The organism is Arthrobacter sp. TJ-263 (assembly GCF_058269155.1).
Genome location: NZ_JBZCNE010000002.1, coordinates 456,073 through 475,861, shown reverse-complemented (window position 1 = coordinate 475,861; position 19,789 = coordinate 456,073). Strand labels below are relative to the sequence as shown.

The window sequence follows — 19,789 nt, the reverse complement described above, 5'->3', positions numbered from 1 at the left end:
CCGGCATGACAAAGATCGGGTTCCTGTCCTTCGGCCACCACCAGGATGTGCGGGGCTCACTCGTTCCCACGGCGCAGGAGGCCCTCGTCCAGGCCGTCGAGCTCGCGGTGGCGGCCGAGGAGCTCGGTGTGGACGGCGCCTACGTGCGCGTGCACCACTTCGCCCCGCAGTATTCGGCGCCCTTCCCGCTGCTCGCCGCGATGGCCGCCCGGACGAAGACCATCGAACTGGGGACCGGCGTGATCGACATGCGCTACGAGAACCCGCTGTACATGGCGGAGGAGGCTGCGGTCACGGACCTCGTCAGCAATCGACGCCTGCAGCTCGGCATCAGCCGCGGCTCACCCGAGACCGCCCTCGACGGCTGGCGGACGTTCGGCTACGCCCCCACGGAAGGCTCGGACGACGCCCACATGGCGCGCGACAAGGCGTCGCTCTTCCGTCAGGCGATCGCGGGCTCGGGGATCGCCGCTCCCGATCCGCGGATGTCCGGCAGCACCGGCAGGCTCGCGATCGAGCCGCTCTCGCCGGGACTGTCCGAGCGCATCTGGTGGGGATCGGGCACCAGGGCGACGGCGCGATGGGCGGGGGAGCAGGGGATGAACCTCATGAGCTCGACCCTTCTCACCGAGGACACGGGCGTCCCGTTCGACGAACTGCAGGCGGAGCAGATCGGCATCTTCCGCAAGGCCTGGGCAGAAGCCGGGCACAGCCGGACGCCGAGGGTGTCGGTGAGTCGCAGCATCCTCCCGATCGTCAGCGAGACCGATGAGTACTACTTCGGCGTCCGTGCCCAGCGGGAATCACGGGACCAGGTGGGAGTCCTCGACGGCGCCCGGTCCCGTTTCGGCCGCAGCTACATCGGGGCACCCGACGTCATCGCCGCAGAGCTTGCCGCCGATGCCGCCGTGCAGGCGGCCGACACGCTGCTGGTCACGATCCCGAACCAGCTCGGCGTGGACTTCAATGCGGCGCTCCTCGGAAACATCCTGCAGCTGGTGGCCCCGGACGCCGGATTGCGCTGACCGCGGGTCGGTGCTACCCCTCGGCCCGATCGTCCGCTACCGTAGAACCATAAGCATGCTGATCTTCTTGGGGGACAGCATGACCCAGTACCTCGAGGAGAAGCCGTGCACCAGGTCCAACTGGAGCTGATGCTCACCGCGTTGTCGGCGGGCGGCTTCTCCCTCGAGAAGGTATGGCTGCGCTACTGCGCGATGGGCGGACGGTCGACCGAGGCGCAGCTGGAGCGCTTCCTGCAGGCCGGACCGGGCAGGCCCGAGCCGGGCCCCTCGGACCCGGGCATGAGCGATCTCGACCGGGACATCCTCGCGCATACCCTCAACGAGATGTTCTGGGACCGGGACCTGCCCAGCTGCGTGCCCTACGTCCTGGACTCGATGGGCGGCGCCCGGACCGACGACGGCCCGCGTATGAGCGCCGCAGCGGCATGGCTGCTCACCGACGAGGAAGCCGAGGCCGAGCGCCTGCGATCCCTGACCGCGAGCGGACTGCTGGCCTCCGGCCCGGCCCCGGCGCTCGATGCCCTCGTCGTCGAGGCCCGCGACGCGTTCGCTGTGAGCTCGGCCAGCGTCTCGCTGATCGGCGCGGACCACCGCTTCCTCAAGGCGGCAGCCGGGCCCCTGCGCCAGCTCCTGCCCAGGCGGGAGACCTTCTGCGACGAGGTCATCCGAACGTCCGCCCCCCTCGTGCTTCCCGACACGCTGGGCGACGACCGCTTCCGCCACCACCCGCTGGTGGTCAGGGAGCCCTCCCTGAGGTTCTATGCGGCGTATCCGCTGCGCGGGCCCGGCGGGTGGAGCATCGGGACCTTCTGCATCCTGGATCAGCACCCCCACCGTTTCTCCGCCGGTGACCGCCGCATCCTCCACCGGTTCGTGAGCCGTGCCCAGCGGGAAGTCAGGCAGCACCCGCACGACGGCGCCGCGCCGCGCGTCGACGGCCTCTGATCCTACGACCGGCCCGGCCGGCAGCGTCAGTCCCCCAGGAGCGTCCGGGCCGCTTCCTCCGCCGCTTCCGCTTCCTCCACCGCGCGTGCAGCGGCCTCCGTCTCGCGCACCAGTGCAGAGCGTTCCCTGTCGAGGTCGGCCAGCTCCCGGCGCAGGGCACCGAGCCGTTCCTCGAGGTCCTCGACCGAGGCTGTCAGTCCGTCCCGCCGCACGCCGATCCGCTCCGATGCCCTGGCTGCCCCCGTCAGCCGGTCCCGTGCGTCGGCGAGGGCCTCACGCGCTGCGGCGAGCCCTGCCTCGGCTTCCTTGCGCTGACGTGCGGAGGCCTTCCGGGGCTGGGCTGCGCCGCCGCCGTCCCCGCCGGCTCCCTCCGTTCCCGCCGCCGGACCGGACGCCGTCGCGGGTGGCGTGAAGGGGCCCGCGACGGCGCCGTCGAGATTCACAGGATCCCAGCCGCTCGCCTTGAGGGGGCGTACGAGCCGCCCGGTCAGGACGGCTGCTGCCGCCGCGGGGTCGGCGAGGGCGGCGCGCAGGGTCTGCTCGACGCCGGGCAGTGCGGCGGGACCGACGTCGTGCCCCACCTCGGCGGCGGCGTCCAGCGCCTGACGTGCGACGGCGGAGAGGAGGCGCTGCCGCTGCTGGCCCAGCGCATGCAGCCGTGCCCGATCGGGGCTCGCCTGCGCTTCCCTGAGGGACGCGGCGAGGTCCAGTACCTGCTCCACCTCGCCGCGACGACGGTCGACGAGCACGTTGACGAGCCACGCGGCCGACGACGGCTTGGGGAGTGAGCGGAGCGCAGCGGCGAGGTCCCTGTCGCCGTCCTTCGCGGCCTCCTTCGCGGCGGCGTTGCGCGCGGCCGTGAAGCGGTCGAGCGGCAGGACGTACAGGGCGCCGGCCCGTTCGGTCAGGTCCATGGCAACGGCCTCCTACTCCTGGTCGCTCCGCCGCGCACCCTCCGGTGCGAGCTCCTCCAACCGTCCCACGGGCAGGGCTATCCAGCCCTCCCGGCGCGCCTGCTCCCGGCACTCGGGTGGCACCGGATGCGTCCGGCCGAGGGCGTGCGCCCGGGCGGCGAGGGCTGCGATCACGGCATCGAACGCGTCGTCCGAGGAGACCATGAGGTGCCGGTCGGCGCTCCGGAGGCCCAGCCACGGCGCCTGCGCGAGGAGCCGGGACAGCAGGGCCTCACGCACGCCGCCGTCGTTCTTGTACCCGCGCGTGTCGAAGCCCCAGCCCCGCAGCGTGGCCGCGGGATACACCTCGACGGCGGTCCCACCGCCCGAGCGGTCCACGGGTGTGCCGAGGGCATCGCCGATCGCGTCCAGCAGCACGGCGCAGTGCATCGCCGTGAGGCCGAGCCGGTCCGTGGCGACACTCAGCGGCCATCGGCCCGTGATCTCCCGGGTCACGCGGTCCGTCGCGCGGTAGGACAGGCGGCGCCGCCAGGCCAGGCCCTCCTCGGTGCCCCCGTCGACGCGTCGACCCGCGGCGTGGCGCGTGATGAAGGTGACGAAGTCGTCGGGCCACCCGAAGGCGCAGTCGATCCCGAGGCGGTCGACGTCGGGGGCCACCCGGGCGATCCCGGCATCCGTGACCCCGAGGTGCACGTCCACCGTGACCGTGGGCCGGGACCAGTCGATCACCGCCAGGGCGGTGCCCTTCGATTCTGCTGCGAGATCCACGCCGGCTGTGAGCACGCCCGATTATAGGCACCCGCGCCGACGCCCTCCAGCGATGATCGCTCCTGTCCCGTGCCGCGGTCTGCGAGTAGAGATGGAGGGACCACGACCGCGACAGGTACCGGAACGCACCTCGAACGGCTCCCAGTGAAGCCCGATGGAAAGGAGAGACCCTGATGGATGCACGATGCCCCAGCTGCGGTTCCGCGCTCGTCGAACTCGGTGAGGACCAGTGGCCCGCAGGCGGGCCGGTCCCGCCCGGTACGGTCGCCGTCTTCCAGTGCGAGCAGGACCACAGGATCACCGTTGGGAGCACCCAGGTGCAGGCCTAGTCCTGCCGCGTCAGGCGCCCGCGGCGTCGTCGATGATCCGGGTGAGTTCGTCCCGCAGAGCTGCGGCCTCGTCCAGGGTGAGCTCGAGCCGCTCGCCCTGCTCCACCCAGCCGACGCCGACCACCGGCCGGCCCTCGCCGTCCGCCGAGGAGGCCAGGCCAACCGCGAGGGCCCGGCCGCCCGTGTGCGTGACGTCTCCGACGATCAGCTCGCCGCCGTCATCCCCTGCAACCGCCATGGCTCCTCCGTCGTCGTCCGTTCATGGTGCTCCCATGCTAGGCACGGCCGGGACAGGGGTGTCCACCACTTCCTGCCGGGCAGGCCCGCTCCCGGGCGCGCGAACTATCCTGCGTCGGCCGGGCGGATCGCGAGGTTGGGGTGCAGCAGTCCGAAGCCGTCGTCCGTGAGGGCGTCGCGGTCGATGTCGTCCGGCAGCAGCACCACCGTGGCCCTGCTGTCGCGCATCACCGGACCGGCCGTCCCGCGCTCGAGCGGTGCGCATTCCAGGCCGACCCCGATGCCCTCCTCCGCGAGCAGGCAGACGGTGTCCTCGCTCGCACTGCCGGCGGTCGGCCGGGCCGCGAAGTACTCGATGCCGTCCTGTTCGGCGAGGAACCGCGTGGTGGCGAGGTCGATGCCGTCGAGATCCGTCTGGATGGTCAGGACGTCCTGCTCCGCCTGGTCCTGCTCCAGCACATCGAGCACGGGCCCGCCCGTGCACCCGGACAGGCCGAGGACCGCCCCCGCACCCGCAGCCAGGACGCAGGTCCTCGTGGTCGGACGCATGGATCTCCTCGGCGCGCGGGAGGGTCGGTGGTGCCTCCAGCCTAGCGAAGCGGGCGCACCTAGGCTGGGGCCATGGACTCCACCTCCGCCCTGTCGGGGCGCACGTTCGTGGTCACCGGGGTGAGCCGGCGCAAGGGCATCGGCTACGCCGTCGCCTCCCGCCTCGCCGCGATGGGCGCCAGCCTGTTCCTGCACCACTTCGCACCGCACGACGACGAGCAGCCCTGGGGTGCCGACAGCATCGACGACGTCGTCGCGGGCATCCGTGGTCGGCTGCGGGACGGCGCGGACCTCGCGCACGCGGGGATCGACCTCGCCGAGCCCGACGGCGGTGAACGGCTCATCGCGGCGGCGACGGGTTCCCTCGGCCACCTGGACGGCCTCGTCTGCAACCACGCGAGGAGCGGGGGTGACGGGCGGCTCGGGGAGATCTCGTGGCAGGACCTGGACGCGCACTGGCAGGTCAACACGCGGTCCACCCTCCTGGCGACGAAGCACTTCGCCGACCAGCACGACGGACGGGAGGGCGGCCGCGTCATCTGGATGACCTCCGGCCAGGTGGCCGGCCCCATGCCCGGGGAGATCGCCTACGCGGCGTCGAAGGCCGCGCTCGCCGGGCTGACGGCGTCGGTCGCCGACGACCTCGTGGACCGGCGCATCCTGCTGAACACCGTCAACCCGGGACCGGTGAACACCGGGTACCTGGACGACGACACCGCGGACCGTCCGTCGGAGGTCCTGCAGGACGTCCTCGCCCACTGCCCGTCCGGGCGCTTCGGCGAGCCGGACGACCCGGCGCGGCTCATCGCGTGGCTGCTGAGCGACGACGGCCGCTGGATGGTGGGCCAGGTGCTCAGCACCGAGGGCGGGTTCCGCCGCTGGTGACCGCTACCGTTCGAAGACCACGCGCCCTCCCGCGATCGTCAGGTCGACGGCCACCGCGTGCAGGTCGGCGGCCTCGACGTCGAACGGATCGACGGCCAGGACCGCCAGGTCCGCGGGGAGGCCTGCGCGGACCATGCCCGCCGTCGACCGGGTGACGCGGGCCGAGCCTGCCGTGTAGGCGGACAGGGCGGCCTCGAGGGTCAGGGCCTCCTCCGGCACCAGGGGCGGGATGCCCGGGTGGTCGGGGTGCGTCCGGTTGACCGCCACGTGGATCGCCTGCCACGGATCGGCGTCGGAGACGGACCAGTCGGAGCCCAGAGCGAGGGGCGCCCCGCCGGACACCATCGACGCGAACGGGTACTGCCACTGCGCCCGGTCCTCGCCGATCAGGGGCACCGTGAGGGACCGCATCTGCTCGTCGCTGCAGGCCCAGAGCGCCTGCGCGTTGACGGTCACCCCGAGGGATCCGAAGCGCGGGACGTCGTCGGGGTGCACCAGCTGCACGTGGGCCATGGTGTGCCGCGGCTGCCAGGAGCCGTCGGACGGCACCACCGCCCGGGCGTGCGCCACGGCGTCGAGGCCCGTCCGGACGGCGCGGTCGCCGATGGCGTGCAGGTGGAGGTCGAACCGCGCGGCCTGCAGCGCGGCGACGACGGCGTCGAGCACGTCCGGCGGCAGGTAGGTGGGGCCGCGGTCGGCGTCGGACGCGGAAGGACCGACGCAGCCGCAGCCGGCGGGCTCGTAGGGGTCCAGGAGGGCCGCGGTCCGGTTCTCGGGCACGCCGTCGACCATGATCTTCGCGCTCGACGTCGGGAAGCCCGCCTCCGCGTTCACGCGTCGGCGCTCCCGGAAGTCCTTGACCAGATCCGGGACGTCCTCCACGGTGAGACCCCGGGGGACCCAGAGGGCGCCGGTCGCCCGACCCGTCAGCCGCCCCGCGGCCGCGAGCGAGCGGTAGGCGGGGGCGGCGTCGGGGTAGCCGGCGTAGTCGCCGATGATCGCTTCCTGCCAGCCCGTCACGCCGAGGGCGTGGAGGTGGCGCTGGCCGTACAGGATGCCGGCCTCGACGGTCGCCTGGGTGATCGGCGGCAGCAGCCGGGCGACGAGGGACATGGCGCCCTCGTGCAGGATGCCGCTCGGCGATCCGTCGGCCCTGCGGCCGATCCACCCGTCCGGCGGGTCGGGGGTGCGCCCGTCGATGCCGGCCCGCCCGAGGGCCGCCGTGTTGACCCAGGCGCTGTGGTGGTCCCGGTTGATGAGGTAGACCGGCCGGTGCGGCACGACGGCGTCGAGCACGCGGGCGTCCGGGAACCCCCCGTCGTAGTCGCCCTTGTACCAGCCGGCCCCGGTGATCCAGCCCTGCCCGCCCGTCGCGTCGGCATGGGCGGCCACGGCACGCTGCACCCCGCCGGCCCCCCGGTGTTCCGCGAGGTTGCACGCGAGGGCTTCGATGCCGCCCATGAAGGTGTGCGCGTGGGCGTCCGTGAAGCCGGGCGTGAGGAGGCGTCCGCGCAGGTCGACGACGTCGGTGCGCAGGCCGGCCGCGGCCAGCGCCTCGGCGTCCGTCCCGACGACGGAGAGGGCCCCGCCCGTGACGGCGACCGCCGTCGCGGTGGGGTGGAGGGACAGGCCGTCGAAGACACGGCCGCTGTGGAGGACGAGGTCGGCGGGCATGCGGGTCAGCCGCCGCCGGGGAGGACCGGCATCAGAACCCGACGAGGGGGTGCGGCACGTAGTGCTCCTCCAGTGCGAGGACCTCCGCGTCCGTCAGGTCGAGGTCGAGGGAGGCGAGGGCGTCCTCGAGGTGCCGGGGCTTGCCGACCCCGACGATCGGCGCGGACACCACCGGCTTGCGGGACACCCAGGCGAGGGCCACCTGGGCGCGGGGAACGCCGCGGGCCTCCGCCACCGTCCCGACGGCATCGGAGACGCGGCGGTCGGCGTCGAGGGTGCCGTAGAGCGTCCTGCCGAACTGGTCCGATTCCGAGCGCGCCGTCGTCTCGTCCCACGGGCGGGTGAGCTTCCCGCGCGCGAGCGGGCTCCACGGCAGGACGCCGATGCCCTGGTCCGCGCACAGTCCGTACATCTCGCGCTCCTCCTCGCGGTTGATCAGGTTGTAGTGGTCCTGCATGGTGACGAACCGGCTCCAGCCGTTGATGCGCTGCAGGTAGAGGGCCTTCGAGAACTGCCAGGCGTACATCGAGGACGCCCCGAGGTAGCGCACCTTGCCCGCCTTCACGACGTCGTGCAGCACCTCGAGGGTCTCCTCCAGGGGAGTCGCCGGGTCGAACCGGTGGATCTGGTAGAGGTCCACGTAGTCGGTCCCGAGGCGGCGCAGGCTGTTGTCCAGCTCCGCCAGGATCGCCTTGCGCGACAGCCCGGCGCCGTTGGGTCCCTCGTGCATGCGGCCGTGCACCTTCGTGGCGATCACGGTGTCCTCGCGGCGTGTGAAATCGGCCAGCGCGCGGCCCACGATCTCCTCACTGGAGCCGTCCGAGTACACGTTGGCGGTGTCGAAGAAGTTGATGCCCGCCTCCACGGCGGCGCGGATCAGGGGGCGGCTCTCCTCTTCCGGCAGGGTCCAGGCGTGGTTGCCGCGGTCGGGGGAGCCGTAGCTCATGCAGCCGAGGGCGAGCGGGGAGATGTCGAGGCCGGTCGAACCGAGTTTCACGTAGCGCATACGTCACCTTTGCTGGCGTGGGGGATGTCCGGCCAGCCTAGTTCGGGCAGCCCGCGGTTGCGAAGCGCAGCCGCGGGCCGCCCGGGGCACGATCCCTCGGGACCGGGCAGGGTGCTTCCCCCACGGAGACCCTGCAGTGCCAGCAGCAACACTAGCGGCGATCGGCCCCGAAACAAACCGTTCGACCGGTTTATTCCGTCGGTCCGTCACGGACCGTCACGAAAGAGCGCGACGAGCTGCGGGACCCGCTCGTGCCGGTCCGGCCCGACGACGCCCGGCAACAGCATCTGCCACAGGTCGGCGAGCCGCTCGATCACGTCCGCCCGGCCCGTGAGGACGTTGGACACCATCTGCACGCCGGTGTAGGAACCGACGACCACCCGCGCGAAGGCATCGGCGTCCAGGTCCTGGCGCAGGTCGCCGTCCTGCTGGGCCGTCCGGGCCAGCTCACCGAAACGCGACACCCAGTCGAGGTAGGGCCGGCGGACGTCGTGCCCGAAGGCCGACGCCTCGAAGGTCAGGCGGATCCCGGCGCGCATGACGGAATGCTCGATCAGCTGGAGGGCGAATCCTCGGCAGATCAGCACCATCGTCTCCAGCGCCGACCGACCCAGGGCGTGGACGCGGGCTCCGTCCGCCGACGCGAGCGCGTGCTGCTCCTCGATCACCGCCACCGCGAGGGCGTCCTTCGACGCGAAGTGGAAATACAGGGCCCCCTTGGTGACCCCTGCCGCGGAGGCGACGGCGGCCAGGGAGGTGTTGCCGTACCCGTACTCCTCGAAGACGCCGGCCGCTGCGAGGATGATCGCCGAGCGGGTGGACCGTGCGCGCGCCTGCTGCCGGGCCGGGGGGAGTGTCGCTTGCCTCATGACGCAATTCTCCAGCACGGCCGGGTGGTAGGGCAGGATGGCTACGTGACACGCGAGAACCCCGAGAGCCAGAGCGGCCAGAGCGACACCCCCACTCCCTCCGCCACCGGACCATCCAGGGTCGCAGGCAGCGGGGGAGCGGAACCGCACGGGTCCACCGTGGCCCGTCGTTTCCGCCCCCGTGCGCTCGCGGACGGGTTGCGGGTCAGCGCGGTCTGGACCGCCCGGGCGCTGATCGTCCTCGCAGGCCTCGTGGTCCTCTGGTACGTCACCGGGGCGCTGTGGTCGATCGTGCTGCCCACGCTCTTCGCGCTGCTCCTCGCCTCGGTCCTCTGGCCCGTCAACCGGTTCCTGCGCAAGGGCCTGCCGAAGGTCCTGGCCGCCCTCCTGACGCTGCTCGGTTTCCTCGGGGTCGTCGTCGGCATCGGGGCGGCGACCATCCCCGCGATCGCGAGCGGCGTCACCGAACTCTCCAGCCTGGCCCGCGACAACGTCACCGATCTCGTGGACTTCGTCGGCAGGCCACCGCTGAACTTCGACGCGGCCAGCCTCGACGACGTCGTCGACACCGCCCTGACCCAGCTCCAGGCGAACGTCGGGAACGTGGTCACCGGGATCACGGCGGGGCTGAGCGAGCTGACGTCCCTGACCGTCGTCGTGCTGCTGGCTCTCGTCTTCACGTTCTTCTGCCTGAAGGACGGCGACCGCTTCATGCCGTGGGCGTCCCGCTGGACGAACTCCGCCGCCTTCGGCCACGCCTCGACGATCGCCAGCGGGACCTGGAAGACGCTGTCCTCCTACATCTTCGCCCAGGCCACCGTCGCGCTCGTCGATGCCCTCTTCATCGGGCTCGGCCTCGTGCTGCTGGACATCCCGCTCGCCATCCCGCTGGCCGTGCTCGTGTTCTTCTCCGCCTTCATCCCCGTGGTCGGGGCGATCGTGTCCGGCCTCGTGGCGACCCTCGTCGCCTTCCTCGCGTACGGCTGGGTGAGCGCCCTGGTGGTGCTCGGACTCGTGGTGCTGGTCCAGCAGCTCGAGAGCAACTTCATCCAGCCGCTGCTGGTGGGCCGCACGCTCGAGATCCATCCCGCCGTCGTCCTCGCCTCCGTGACCGTGGGCGGCACCCTGTTCGGGCTCATCGGTGCGTTCCTCGCGGTCCCGACGACGGCGGTCGCGATCGTGGTGCTCCGCTACCTCCGTGACCTGTCCACCGAGTACAAGCCGGAACGGGGTGCCGGGGCCGGGGACGGACCGCCGCAGGGCCCCGCGGTGACGACGACGGAAGCCGGGCCCCTCGGGCACAGCCCCGACCAGTCCGGTGCGTAGCCGGCCGGTGCCCAGCCGACCGGTGGTGGCCGTGCTCGAGGGGGCGCGGCCCGTGCGGGGGCTCGAGCGCGTCGCCGAGCTCGCCGAGGTGAGGGTGGCGCAGGCCGCCGACCTCGACCGCGCGCTCGACGGCGCCGAGGTGCTCTACCTGTGGGACTACTTCTCAGGGGCGCTGCCCGCTGCCTGGCATGCCGCCGGATCGCTGCGCTGGCTGCACGTCGCCGCGGCCGGCGTGGACAAGCTCCTGTTCCCCGGGCTCGTGGCCTCGGACGTCGTCGTCACGAACGCGCACGGCGTCTTCGATCAGCCGATGGCCGAGTACGTGCTCGGCGCCATGCTCCACTCCGCGAAGGGCTTCGGTCCGCTGCGCGATCAGCAGCGGGCCGGGCAGTGGGCGTGGCGTGAGGGCCGGAACATCGCCGGGACCCGTGCGCTCGTCGTGGGCACGGGCAGCATCGGCCGCCACACGGCGCGGCTCCTCCGGGCGGTCGGGGTGCGCGTCGAGGGGGCGGGCCGCACCGCCGTCGGGCACGACGACGACTTCGGCCGTATCCATGCCTCCGCCGACCTGGCGGGTGTGGTGGGCGACGTCGACTGGCTCGTCCTCGTGGCGCCCTTGACGCCGGCCACCGAGAACCTCGTGAGCGCGGAGGTCATCGGGGCGCTTCCGGCGTCGGCGGTGGTGATCAACGTGGGCCGGGGCCGGCTCGTGGACGAGGAGGCGCTCGTCCGCTCCCTCGCGGGCGGGATGATCGCGGGCGCCGTGCTGGACACCGTCGCCGTCGAGCCGCTCCCGGCGGACCATCCGCTGTGGTCCCTGCCGACGGTCCTCGTCACGCCGCACATGGCCAGCAACGCCGATTCCTGGCTGGACGACCTCGCCGCGCAGTTCGAGCGGAACTTCCTGCTGTGGCTGGAGGGCCGGCCGCTGCCCGGCGTCGTCGACAAGGCGCTCGGCTACGTGCCCTCCAGGGGGTAGTCCCGGTCAGGGTCGCCGGCCTTCCGGGCGCGCCTCCGCAGGCGCCTGGATGACCAGCAGCATGGTGCCCTCCGGGTCGCGGACGTAGGCCACCATCTCACCCCACGGCATGGGCGTCGGAGGCAGCGGCACCGGCGCCTCCGCCTCGCGCGCGGCGGCGACGACGGCCGCGAGGTCCTCCACGTAGAGGCAGACGTCGACCGCGTGGCCTCTGGCCGGCAGGGGCGTGGCGCCGTACAGGGCCGGCGACGTGCCGACCCCCAGGGCGAGCTGCCCGTCCCCGATGCGCAGCGTGACGTAGACCGGTTCACCCTCCTCGGGGAACCGGTAGATCCGGAGGGCCGCGAACACGCGTTCGTAGAACGCGCACGTGGAGGCCAGGTCGCTGCAGTTGATGATCGGGAACACCTCGCGCCGTGTCATCGCCCAAGGGTATGCCCCCGCGGTCCCGAGGGCGCCGGGTAGATTGGCGCGTGCCACGCGGCGGGTGAGACGATGGCCGCTGCCGCCACCCGCCGATCAGGAGCCATCCGTGCGCATCCGCCCGCCCCGTCCGGAGACCCGCAACAGCGCCCGCTCGGTCTGGCTGTTCTTCGCCCTCGTCCACGCCGGATTCCTCGCGCGGCTGCTGCCCTTCATCCTCGGCGGGGGAGTGCTCAGCGACGTGCGTTTCTACCGGGAGTGGGCGTACCAGGCGCTGGGCGACGGCGTGTGGGAGGGCATCGACACGGCGTGGGTCTACCCGGCCGGCGCGCTCGCCCCGATGCTCGTGGCCGCGGTGTTCGGACCCCACCTGTACCAGTTCGCCTGGTTCGTGCTCTTCGCGGGCCTCAACGCCGTCGGTGTCGCCGCGCTGATCCGGCGGGGCACGCCGTCGTCGTTCACGGCCGCCTACTGGTGGCTCACCGCCACCGCGCTCCTCGGGCCGGTGGCCGTGGGCAGGATCGACGGGCTGACCGCGCCGCTGGTCATCACGGCGCTGCTGATCGTCGCCACGCGCCCGTTCGCCGCGTCCCTCCTGCTCAGCGCCGCCACCTGGATGAAGGTGTGGCCGGCCGCCGTGGTGCTCGCCGCGCTCGTCGTCGTCCGTGAGGGCCGGCTCCGGATCCTCGCGGCGGGCGCCGCGCTCACCGCGGGCATCGCCGTCGTGGTGGCGGTGTTCGGCGACGTCCGCAACCTCACCGGCTTCCTGAGCGCGCAGGGCGCGCGCGGCATGCAGCTCGAGGCCCCGCTCAGCACGCCGGGAGTGTGGCAGGCGATCACGGGGACCTCCGGCGCCTACTTCTTCGAGGACGAGGTCATCAACACCATGGAGGTCCGGGGGGCCCTGAGCGGACTGGTGGGGGACCTGATGTCCCCGCTGCTCGCCCTCACGGTGCTCCTGGTCGCCGTGTTCCTCGCGATCGCCCTGCACCGCGGCGCCGAGCCGGGGGCGCTGCTCGCCACCGGATCGCTGGCCCTCGTCAGCACCCTGGTGGTGTTCAACAAGGTGGGCTCGCCGCAGTTCATGCTGTGGATCACGGCGACGATCGCCGCGGGCCTCGTGCTGGACCGGGCGGCGGAGTGGCGCTACCCGGCGATCGCGATGCTCGCGACGGCCGCACTGACCACGCTCGTCTACCCCGTGTTCTACGACGCCCTGCGCTACGACCTGAACCCCGCCGTCGCCGTCCTCCTGACGCTGCGGAACCTGCTCGTGGTGAGCATCTTCGTGTGGTCGCTCGTGCGGCTGGGGCGCCTCACGGCGCGGGCGCGTTCGGCGGCGGAGGCCGCCTCGCCTAGGGGTGCCTGACGCCCTGTCCGGCGAGCACCGCCCGGTAGCCCTCGCGGTAGGTCGGGTATTCGAAGGTGAAGCCGGTCGCGCGGAGCAGGCTGCTGTCCACGCGGCGGGCGCCGCCCCGGCCCGACGTCGGCTCACCCGCCGGCGGTTCCGGCAGGTCCAGCTCGGCGGCGAGGAACCTCAGCACCTCGCCGAGATCCACCGGCAGCTCGTCGCTGCCGAGGTAGATCGGCGCGGGGGACGCGACCCTGGTGACCAGGTGCACGATCGCGGCCGCGGCGTCGTCGCGGTGGATCCGGTTGGTCCACTGCGGCTCGGAGGGCAGCACCGCGCTCCCGCTCCGCACCTGGTCGATCAGGCGGGTGCGGCCGGGGCCGTAGATGCCCGAGAGCCGGAGGACCGTCCCGTTGGCCGAGCCCCCGAGGAGGACCTGCTCGGCCTCCCGGACCAGCCGGGCCGTGGGGGCCGTGCTCTCCGCCGGTGATTCCTCGGTGACGAGAGCGCCGTCGAAGTCCCCGTACACCGCCGTGGAGGAGACGAAGATGATCCGCCGGGGCGTGACGCCGTCGCGCCGGAGTGCGGCCAGGACGTTGCGGGTCGCGTCGACGTAGGCACTGCGGTAGGCGGCCTCGGTGCGGTCCCCGGCGGCGGTGGCGATGACCACCACGTCGGTGTCCGCCGGGACGGGCGGCAGGTCCCCCGTCAGGTCGGCGGCCACGCCCTCGATCGCGGCGGGGAGGCGTCCGGCCGATCGGCGCCAGCCGACCACCCGCTCGCCCCGGGCGGCCAGACGCAGCCCCACCTCGGTCCCGAGATCCCCGCAGCCTGCAATCAGTACCGTCATCGCGCGTCCCTAGTCCCGGATCCGCACTGCGGTCTCGCGCAGGTACAGGTCCACGCGCGTGTAGGCGTCCCGGGTCAGCGCCTTCCAGAGCTCGACGGCGAGGTTCGGGTCCTCCTTCTCGATGGCCCGGATGGCCTGGGCCGTGAGTACCTTCACGTGCACGTCCTCCAGTGCCTTGACGGTGGTCTCCTGGCGGTCGTCGCTGCCGAGCGCCAGCTCGCCGAACGTCATGCCGGCGCTCAGGGTGGTCAGCTTGAGGCGCTCGCCGGAGGGGCCGGGCACCGAGGTGACGATCTTGCCGGAGAGGATGAAGTAGACGCCGCCGAAGGACTGCCCCACGCGCCGCACCACGTGGCCCTCCTCGTAGGTGCGGTCCTCCATCCGCAGGGTCAGGGCCTCGACGTCCTCGGCGGTGAGCGGGCTCAGGGCCGGGCACTGGGACACCTCCACCGTCGAGGGGAGCAGGAGGTCCCCGCCGTACCGCGTGATGAGCTCGTTCTCGCACCACTCGACGGCGGCGGTGCGCGTGTCGAAGGTGGGGACGGGCCGGTCCACGTCCTTGAAGGTCTCCGCGAGGGTGCCCTCGCCGTCGATCAGCACGAGGTCGCACCCCATGGCCGTGAGGTTCTCCCGCACCTCGCCGAGCAGGCGCAGCGAGACGTCGGCGACCTCGTCGACGCGGCGCAGGTCGAGGATCACGAAGTCGACGTCGTCGTCGAGCCCGCTCAGTTCGCGCACCATGGACTCCGTGCCCGCGAAGAGCAGGTCGCCGTTGAGTTCGATCACCTGGGCCCGGTGCCCGTGCTCCCGGAGGACGTCCATCGCCTCGTCGGTCCGCCGGATGCCCGACGGCGCGGCCAGGATGTCGTAGGTGGCACGGATGGCGGACTTCCCGGCCCGCGCGGCACGGACGAAGTGCAGTTCCATGTCACGGGACAGGCGCTGGCTCGTGGCCATGCCGCGGACGCTGCTGCCGTGCTCGTCGAGGGGCGGCGAGTAGATGGCGAGGCCCACCTGGCCGGGCAGGACGGCGATGGTGCCGCCGGCCACGCCGCTCTTGGCGGGCATGCCCACCGTGCTGATCCAGGACCCGGCGTCGTCGTACATGCCGCACGTGGTCATGACGGACAGGACCCGCTCGACGGCGAGCAGGTCCATCACCTCCACGCCCGTGAGCGGATTGCGCCCCGAGTTCGCGAGCGTGGCCGCCATGACCGAGAGGTCCATGCAGTTGACCATCACCGAGCACTGCCGGAAGTAGTCCTCGATCACCGGCGTCGGATCCGACTCGATGATGTCGAAGGACCGCAGCAGGTAGGCGAGCGCGCGGTTGCGGTGGCCGTGCTCGACCTCCGAGCGGAAGATCTCCTCGTCGACGCCCAGCTGTCGGCCCGCGAACTGCGAGTAGGTGCTGAGGATCCGCTTGAAGCGCGTGTTGCCGCCCCGCGACCGGACGAGGGACGTGGCGGTGAGTGCGCCCGCGTTGATCATCGCGTTCGACGGGCGGCCGCTCCCGGGTGCGAGGGAGATCTCGTTGAACGTGTCCCCGGACGGCTCGACGTCGACCTTCGCGTCCACGGCCTCCATGCCGAGGTCGGCCAGCGCCAGCCCGTACGTGAAGGGCTTCGAGATGGACTGGATGGTGAACTCCTCGCGGGTGTCACCGATCTCGTACATGTAGCCGTCCACCGTCGTCAGGCAGATGCCGAAGTTGTCGGGGTCGACGTTCGCCATCGCGGGGATGGTGCTGTAGGGCTTGCCGTCCCTGAGATCGGAGATCTCCCGGTGAATGGTCTTCAGGTAGCTCTCGATCGGGGATTCCATGCTCTCCACACTACGGGGGCGGCGCCCTGCCCCTGATCGGCGAACGCTCGGCGACCCATCACCATGCGATCAGCACTCGATCAGCAGTCGATCAGCACCCGGTCAGCGTGCAGTCAGCGTGTGGCGGATCGAGAGCACGAAGAGCTGCACGACGGCCGTGGCGACGCCGAGCATCAGCAGGATCGGGGCGGCCATGCTCACGTAGCTGAACCAGGGAGCGGCGTAGGGGCCCATCTGCACAGAGGTCATCGCCTCGGCGTACTGCTGCGCGTGGATCACCGGTGCCGCGAGGAGGTAGGCACCGAGTGCCACGAGGACCCCGGCGACGCCCCAGATCCAGGGGTCGAACGGATTGCGCGGGGACGCCGCACCGGCCGCCGGGCCGTCCGGCTCCGGCGCCACCTCGCGGATCACGGAGGTCGCGGGGCCGTGCGGTTCGGCGACCGGCGGCAGGGCGGGAGCGCCGGGGGCCGGTGAGCCTCTCCTCGCTGCCGGAGCGGAGGCACCACCACGCTGGTAGATGCCCTCGTAGCGTGGATCGTGCACGGACCGCGAGCCGTCACCGGTCATCGGTTGCCTCCCCCTGGATCGACGAATGACCCCAGTAAAGCACGCGTCCTGCCGCCGCCGGCCGTAAGGTCAGCGGGCCCGTCCCGCGCGATCGGCGAGCCGGTCGAGGAGCCGTTCCTCGGCGTCGTGCCCTGGTGCTATGCCACGGGGGATCCGCAGGAGGAAGACGGCGCCCAGGATCCACCACAGCCCGAAGAGGATCCACGGCGGCGGCGTCAGGGCCGCGGGCATGCCGGGCAGGTACAGGCTGAGCAGGGCGATGCAGAGGATGACGGCGATCCAGCCGATCACGGTGCCCCCGTTGCCCGCCCCGCCGATGCGCAGCGGCCGCTCCATCCCCGGTTCGCGGCGGCGCAGGATCACGAAGACGAGCGACACCAGGATGTACGCGAGCACGATGCTGGGGGCACCGGAGTCGACGAGCCAGCCGAGCATCTGCGTGCCGAAGAACGGTGCCGCGAAGGACAGCGCGCCGATGAAGATCAGGGCGTTCACCGGAGTCCGGTAGCGCGGGTGCAGCACCCCGAACCAGCGGGGCAGCATGCCGGAGCGGGCCATGGAGTACATGAGGCGGGACGCCCCCAGGAGCAGCGAGTTCCAGGAGGTGAGGATGCCCGCGATGCCGCCGGCGATGAGCACGTTGGCCATGAGGTCCGAGCCGAACATCGCGCCCATCGCGTCGGCCGTCGCGATGTCCGTGGTGGCGAGCTCGCTCGCGGGCATGGCGGACGACGTGGTCAGGATGGTCATCACGTACCAGATGGTCGCGAGGATCACGGCGACGACGACGAGGCGGCCGATCTGCCGGGCGGGGATGTCCACCTCCTCCGCGGACTGCGGGATGACGTCGAAGCCGACGAACAGGAACGGCACCACGACGAGGACGGCGAAGAACCCGGCCGAGCCTCCCGTGAAGAAGGGCTCCATGTTGGCCACCGATCCGCCGGTGACGCTGCCGAAGACCAGGATCAGTCCGATGACGAGGAGGAAGACCACCACGAAGGTCTGCGCGGCCCCCGCGATCTTCACGCCGCGGATGTTGATGAGGGTGACGACGACGGCGGCGATCGCGCCGACGAGAGCCCACGTCAGGTGCACCTGGTCACCGGCGACCGTCCAGAGGGGGATGCGGCTCAGGCCGGGGAAGATGTACTCGGCGGTCCGTGGAAGGGCCACCGCCTCGAAGGCGACGATCGTGACGTAGCCGCCGGTGATGGCCCAGGACCCCACGAAGGACCAGCGGGGGCCCATGCCGCGCAGGAGGAAGTTGTGCTCGCCCCCCGCCTTGGGCATGGCGGCGGTCAGCTCGGCGTAGGTGAGGCCGACGACGCCCATGATGACGCCGCCCGTCACCATCGCGAGGACCGCTCCGCCCGTGCCGGCCGACGCGATCCAGCCGCCGGTCAGCACCACCCAGCCGAAGCCGATCATCGCCCCGAACCCCAGGGCGAGGGCGTCCCAGTTGCCGAGGACCTTCAGGAGGGAGGCGTCCTCGGTCCCTGTCCCGGACGTGCTGTCCGGTGCTCTGTCGGGCGTGCTGTCGGGTGTCGGCATGTCGGCTCCATCCTCGGTCGGGTGACCCACTGTATGAGATGGCTCGTTTCGGGAGAAGTGTTGCGTCGGTGGTTGGATGGAGGCCCGGCCCGGCCGGGCCGGGCCGGAGCGACGAGACGACGAACGGATCCAGCGATGCCACTGCGCCCCACGCGCAGCACCACGAATGCGCCCCGCCTGACCCTGCAGCCGCCGAGGGGCCTCGTCCGCGTCGACGCGCCGGACCTGCTCGACGGCGACCACCGGGAGGGTGAGCACTACGAGAGGCTGGTGCTCGACGGCGAGGACCTTGCCGGGATCACCCTGCAGGAGTGCATGCTCGAGGCGGTGTCCCTGAACGACGCGGAACTGCGCGGCGCCCGCGTCATCGGGTGCTCCTTCGAGGACCTCTTCGCCCCGGTCCTCCGGGCGCCGCGCAGCACCTGGCGCGAGACCTCGCTGCGCGGCACCCGGTGGGGATCGGCGGAGCTGTACGACAGCAGGCTCGACGGCGTCCACCTCGACGGCGGGAAGCTCGACTACGTGAACCTGCGCAGCGCCCGGCTGACGGACGTCCTCCTGAGCGGGTGCATCATCGGCGAGCTGGACCTCACCGGCGCCCTGGCCACGCGCCTGGCCCTGCGGGACTGCACCGTCGGTACCCTCACGCTCGACGGCGCCCGGCTGACGGACGTGGACCTCCGTACCAGCAGCTTCCGCGGCATCGACGGCCTCGACGGTCTGCGGGGCGCCACGATCGACGAGCACCAGCTGCTGGTACTGGCCCCCTTCCTCGCCGAGGGCATGGGGTTGCGGGTCGAGGCCTGAGGCGGGGTGCTGCGCCGGGGGGAGCGCTAGGCGCCGGGCCGATCCCAGGCTGCCCGCTCGCGGTCGACGAAGGACCGGAAGGACAGCGGTTCCCGGCCCGTGACACGCCGCACGTCGTCCGTCAGGTGCTTCGCGACGCCGAGCCGGGCCGATGCGTGGATGACCGTGGTGGTGGCGGCCATGGCCGTCTCCATCCCGAGATCCGTGCGGGCGTGCCGCAAGTATCCGAGGACGCCCGGGTCGCGGTAGGTCACGGATCGGCCGAGCACCTCGGAGATGGTCCGGGCCACCTCCGACCAGGTGAGCGCCTCCCTGCCCGTCGGGGACCAGGAGCGCCCGCGATGGAGGCCGGGTTCCCGGAGTATCGCGGCGGCGACGGACGCGACGTCGACGGCATCCACGAACGCCGTCCGGCCTGCTCCTGCGGGGACGAGGATGCGGTCGTGGTCGCGGATGTCGGCCGCGAACACGGTGCTGAGGTTCTGGTCGAAGTAGGACGGGCGCAGGAAGGTCCAGGCCATGCCCGAGGCCCGGAGCCACCGCTCCAGCCGGGCGTGGGGGAGGACCGGCACGCGGTCGGCGCCCTGGACGGAGAGCAGGACGACGTGCCGGACGCCGCGGCGGCGTGCCTCCACGAGGGACGGCACCATGTCCCGTGCGACGTTCGCCAGGTGCGGCGGCCGGACGAGGAACAGGGTGGTCACGCCGTCGAAGGCCGCCGGCCAGGTCTCCGGAACGCCGAAGTCGAAGGCGGCCCCGTCCGGGTCCGTCCCGCGCCGGCTCGCGGGGCGTACGGGGACTCCCATGGCACGCAGGGACGCCACGAGGGGGCGGCCCACGTTGCCGGTGGCCCCGGTGACGAGGACGGGGGATGACACATCGGCGAACATGGGTCCTCGAGCGG

21 protein-coding genes are annotated in these 19,789 nt (G+C 72.2%); 8 read left to right on the top strand and 13 right to left on the bottom strand.

What is annotated here, in order from left to right:
* The first annotated feature begins 5 nt into the window (after positions 1–5).
* The gene (locus AC4D2F_RS12700; protein ID WP_490910856.1) at positions 6–1,025 is read left to right on the top strand and encodes an LLM class flavin-dependent oxidoreductase; all 1,020 of its coding nucleotides are present in this window, start codon (positions 6–8) and stop codon (positions 1,023–1,025) included.
* 105 nt (positions 1,026–1,130) lie between these two features.
* Complete coding sequence (locus AC4D2F_RS12695; protein WP_490910855.1) at positions 1,131–1,970, top strand: GAF domain-containing protein; 840 nt, start codon at positions 1,131–1,133, stop codon at positions 1,968–1,970.
* 26 nt (positions 1,971–1,996) lie between these two features.
* On the opposite strand, the gene AC4D2F_RS12690 is transcribed toward AC4D2F_RS12695, so the two are convergent.
* The gene (locus tag AC4D2F_RS12690) at positions 1,997–2,884 is read right to left on the bottom strand and encodes a transposase (protein ID WP_490910854.1); all 888 of its coding nucleotides are present in this window, start codon (positions 2,882–2,884) and stop codon (positions 1,997–1,999) included.
* Positions 2,885–2,896: 12 nt separating this feature from the next.
* Positions 2,897–3,667 carry a DUF429 domain-containing protein gene (locus AC4D2F_RS12685; protein ID WP_490910853.1) on the bottom strand — a complete coding sequence of 257 codons (771 nt, stop codon included), beginning with the start codon at positions 3,665–3,667 and terminating at the stop codon, positions 2,897–2,899.
* A gap of 158 nt (positions 3,668–3,825) precedes the next feature.
* Here AC4D2F_RS12685 and AC4D2F_RS12680 point away from each other — a divergent pair, with 158 nt between their 5' ends.
* Positions 3,826–3,981 (top strand): hypothetical protein, encoded by a 156-nt coding sequence (locus AC4D2F_RS12680; protein WP_181033684.1) that lies wholly within the window; start codon positions 3,826–3,828, stop codon positions 3,979–3,981.
* A gap of 10 nt (positions 3,982–3,991) precedes the next feature.
* Here the strand turns inward: AC4D2F_RS12680 and AC4D2F_RS12675 are convergent, their stop codons facing one another.
* On the bottom strand, positions 3,992–4,219 hold the full coding sequence (locus tag AC4D2F_RS12675; RefSeq protein WP_490910852.1) for a hypothetical protein: 228 nt from the start codon (positions 4,217–4,219) through the stop codon (positions 3,992–3,994).
* A 104-nt stretch (positions 4,220–4,323) separates the two neighbouring features.
* A complete protein-coding gene (locus AC4D2F_RS12670; RefSeq protein WP_490910851.1) occupies positions 4,324–4,767 on the bottom strand; it encodes a hypothetical protein in 444 nt (147 codons plus the stop codon).
* Between the two features lie 72 nt (positions 4,768–4,839).
* Between AC4D2F_RS12670 and AC4D2F_RS12665 the strand changes: the two genes are divergently transcribed.
* Positions 4,840–5,652, top strand: a complete 813-nt coding sequence (locus AC4D2F_RS12665) for an SDR family oxidoreductase (protein WP_490910850.1) — start codon at positions 4,840–4,842, stop codon at positions 5,650–5,652.
* Between the two features lie 3 nt (positions 5,653–5,655).
* On the opposite strand, the gene AC4D2F_RS12660 is transcribed toward AC4D2F_RS12665, so the two are convergent.
* From AC4D2F_RS12660 to AC4D2F_RS12650, 3 genes are all read right to left on the bottom strand, one after another.
* Positions 5,656–7,326 carry an amidohydrolase gene (locus AC4D2F_RS12660; RefSeq protein WP_490910849.1) on the bottom strand — a complete coding sequence of 557 codons (1,671 nt, stop codon included), beginning with the start codon at positions 7,324–7,326 and terminating at the stop codon, positions 5,656–5,658.
* A 31-nt stretch (positions 7,327–7,357) separates the two neighbouring features.
* Complete coding sequence (locus AC4D2F_RS12655) at positions 7,358–8,332, bottom strand: aldo/keto reductase (RefSeq protein ID WP_490910848.1); 975 nt, start codon at positions 8,330–8,332, stop codon at positions 7,358–7,360.
* Between the two features lie 206 nt (positions 8,333–8,538).
* Positions 8,539–9,201, bottom strand: a complete 663-nt coding sequence (locus AC4D2F_RS12650; protein ID WP_490910847.1) for a ScbR family autoregulator-binding transcription factor — start codon at positions 9,199–9,201, stop codon at positions 8,539–8,541.
* A gap of 45 nt (positions 9,202–9,246) precedes the next feature.
* On the opposite strand from AC4D2F_RS12650, the gene AC4D2F_RS12645 reads away from it, so the two are divergent.
* Positions 9,247–10,527, top strand: coding sequence for an AI-2E family transporter (locus AC4D2F_RS12645; protein WP_490910846.1), 1,281 nt, complete (start codon positions 9,247–9,249; stop codon positions 10,525–10,527).
* A 7-nt stretch (positions 10,528–10,534) separates the two neighbouring features.
* Positions 10,535–11,506 carry a D-2-hydroxyacid dehydrogenase gene (locus tag AC4D2F_RS12640; protein ID WP_490910845.1) on the top strand — a complete coding sequence of 324 codons (972 nt, stop codon included), beginning with the start codon at positions 10,535–10,537 and terminating at the stop codon, positions 11,504–11,506.
* A gap of 6 nt (positions 11,507–11,512) precedes the next feature.
* Here AC4D2F_RS12640 and AC4D2F_RS12635 read toward each other — a convergent pair whose 3' ends face one another.
* Positions 11,513–11,929, bottom strand: coding sequence for a VOC family protein (locus AC4D2F_RS12635; RefSeq protein WP_490910844.1), 417 nt, complete (start codon positions 11,927–11,929; stop codon positions 11,513–11,515).
* 109 nt (positions 11,930–12,038) lie between these two features.
* Here AC4D2F_RS12635 and AC4D2F_RS12630 point away from each other — a divergent pair, with 109 nt between their 5' ends.
* Positions 12,039–13,298: a glycosyltransferase 87 family protein gene (locus AC4D2F_RS12630; protein ID WP_490910843.1), complete on the top strand. Its 1,260-nt coding sequence runs from the start codon at positions 12,039–12,041 to the stop codon at positions 13,296–13,298.
* Here the strand turns inward: AC4D2F_RS12630 and AC4D2F_RS12625 are convergent.
* From AC4D2F_RS12625 to AC4D2F_RS12610, 4 genes are all read right to left on the bottom strand, one after another.
* On the bottom strand, positions 13,285–14,130 hold the full coding sequence (locus AC4D2F_RS12625; RefSeq protein WP_490910842.1) for an SDR family oxidoreductase: 846 nt from the start codon (positions 14,128–14,130) through the stop codon (positions 13,285–13,287). The genes AC4D2F_RS12630 and AC4D2F_RS12625 overlap by 14 nt on opposite strands.
* Before the next feature lie 9 nt (positions 14,131–14,139).
* Positions 14,140–15,954 (bottom strand): glutaminase A, encoded by a 1,815-nt coding sequence (gene glsA / locus AC4D2F_RS12620; RefSeq protein ID WP_490910841.1) that lies wholly within the window; start codon positions 15,952–15,954, stop codon positions 14,140–14,142.
* 102 nt (positions 15,955–16,056) lie between these two features.
* Positions 16,057–16,524 (bottom strand): hypothetical protein, encoded by a 468-nt coding sequence (locus tag AC4D2F_RS12615; RefSeq protein ID WP_490910840.1) that lies wholly within the window; start codon positions 16,522–16,524, stop codon positions 16,057–16,059.
* Between the two features lie 69 nt (positions 16,525–16,593).
* A complete protein-coding gene (locus tag AC4D2F_RS12610) occupies positions 16,594–18,078 on the bottom strand; it encodes an APC family permease (protein ID WP_490910839.1) in 1,485 nt (494 codons plus the stop codon).
* A gap of 135 nt (positions 18,079–18,213) precedes the next feature.
* Here AC4D2F_RS12610 and AC4D2F_RS12605 point away from each other — a divergent pair, with 135 nt between their 5' ends.
* Positions 18,214–18,885 carry a pentapeptide repeat-containing protein gene (locus AC4D2F_RS12605; RefSeq protein ID WP_490910838.1) on the top strand — a complete coding sequence of 224 codons (672 nt, stop codon included), beginning with the start codon at positions 18,214–18,216 and terminating at the stop codon, positions 18,883–18,885.
* A 26-nt stretch (positions 18,886–18,911) separates the two neighbouring features.
* Here the strand turns inward: AC4D2F_RS12605 and AC4D2F_RS12600 are convergent, their stop codons facing one another.
* Positions 18,912–19,775: an NmrA family NAD(P)-binding protein gene (locus AC4D2F_RS12600; protein WP_490910837.1), complete on the bottom strand. Its 864-nt coding sequence runs from the start codon at positions 19,773–19,775 to the stop codon at positions 18,912–18,914.
* Between the last annotated feature and the right edge of the window lie 14 nt (positions 19,776–19,789).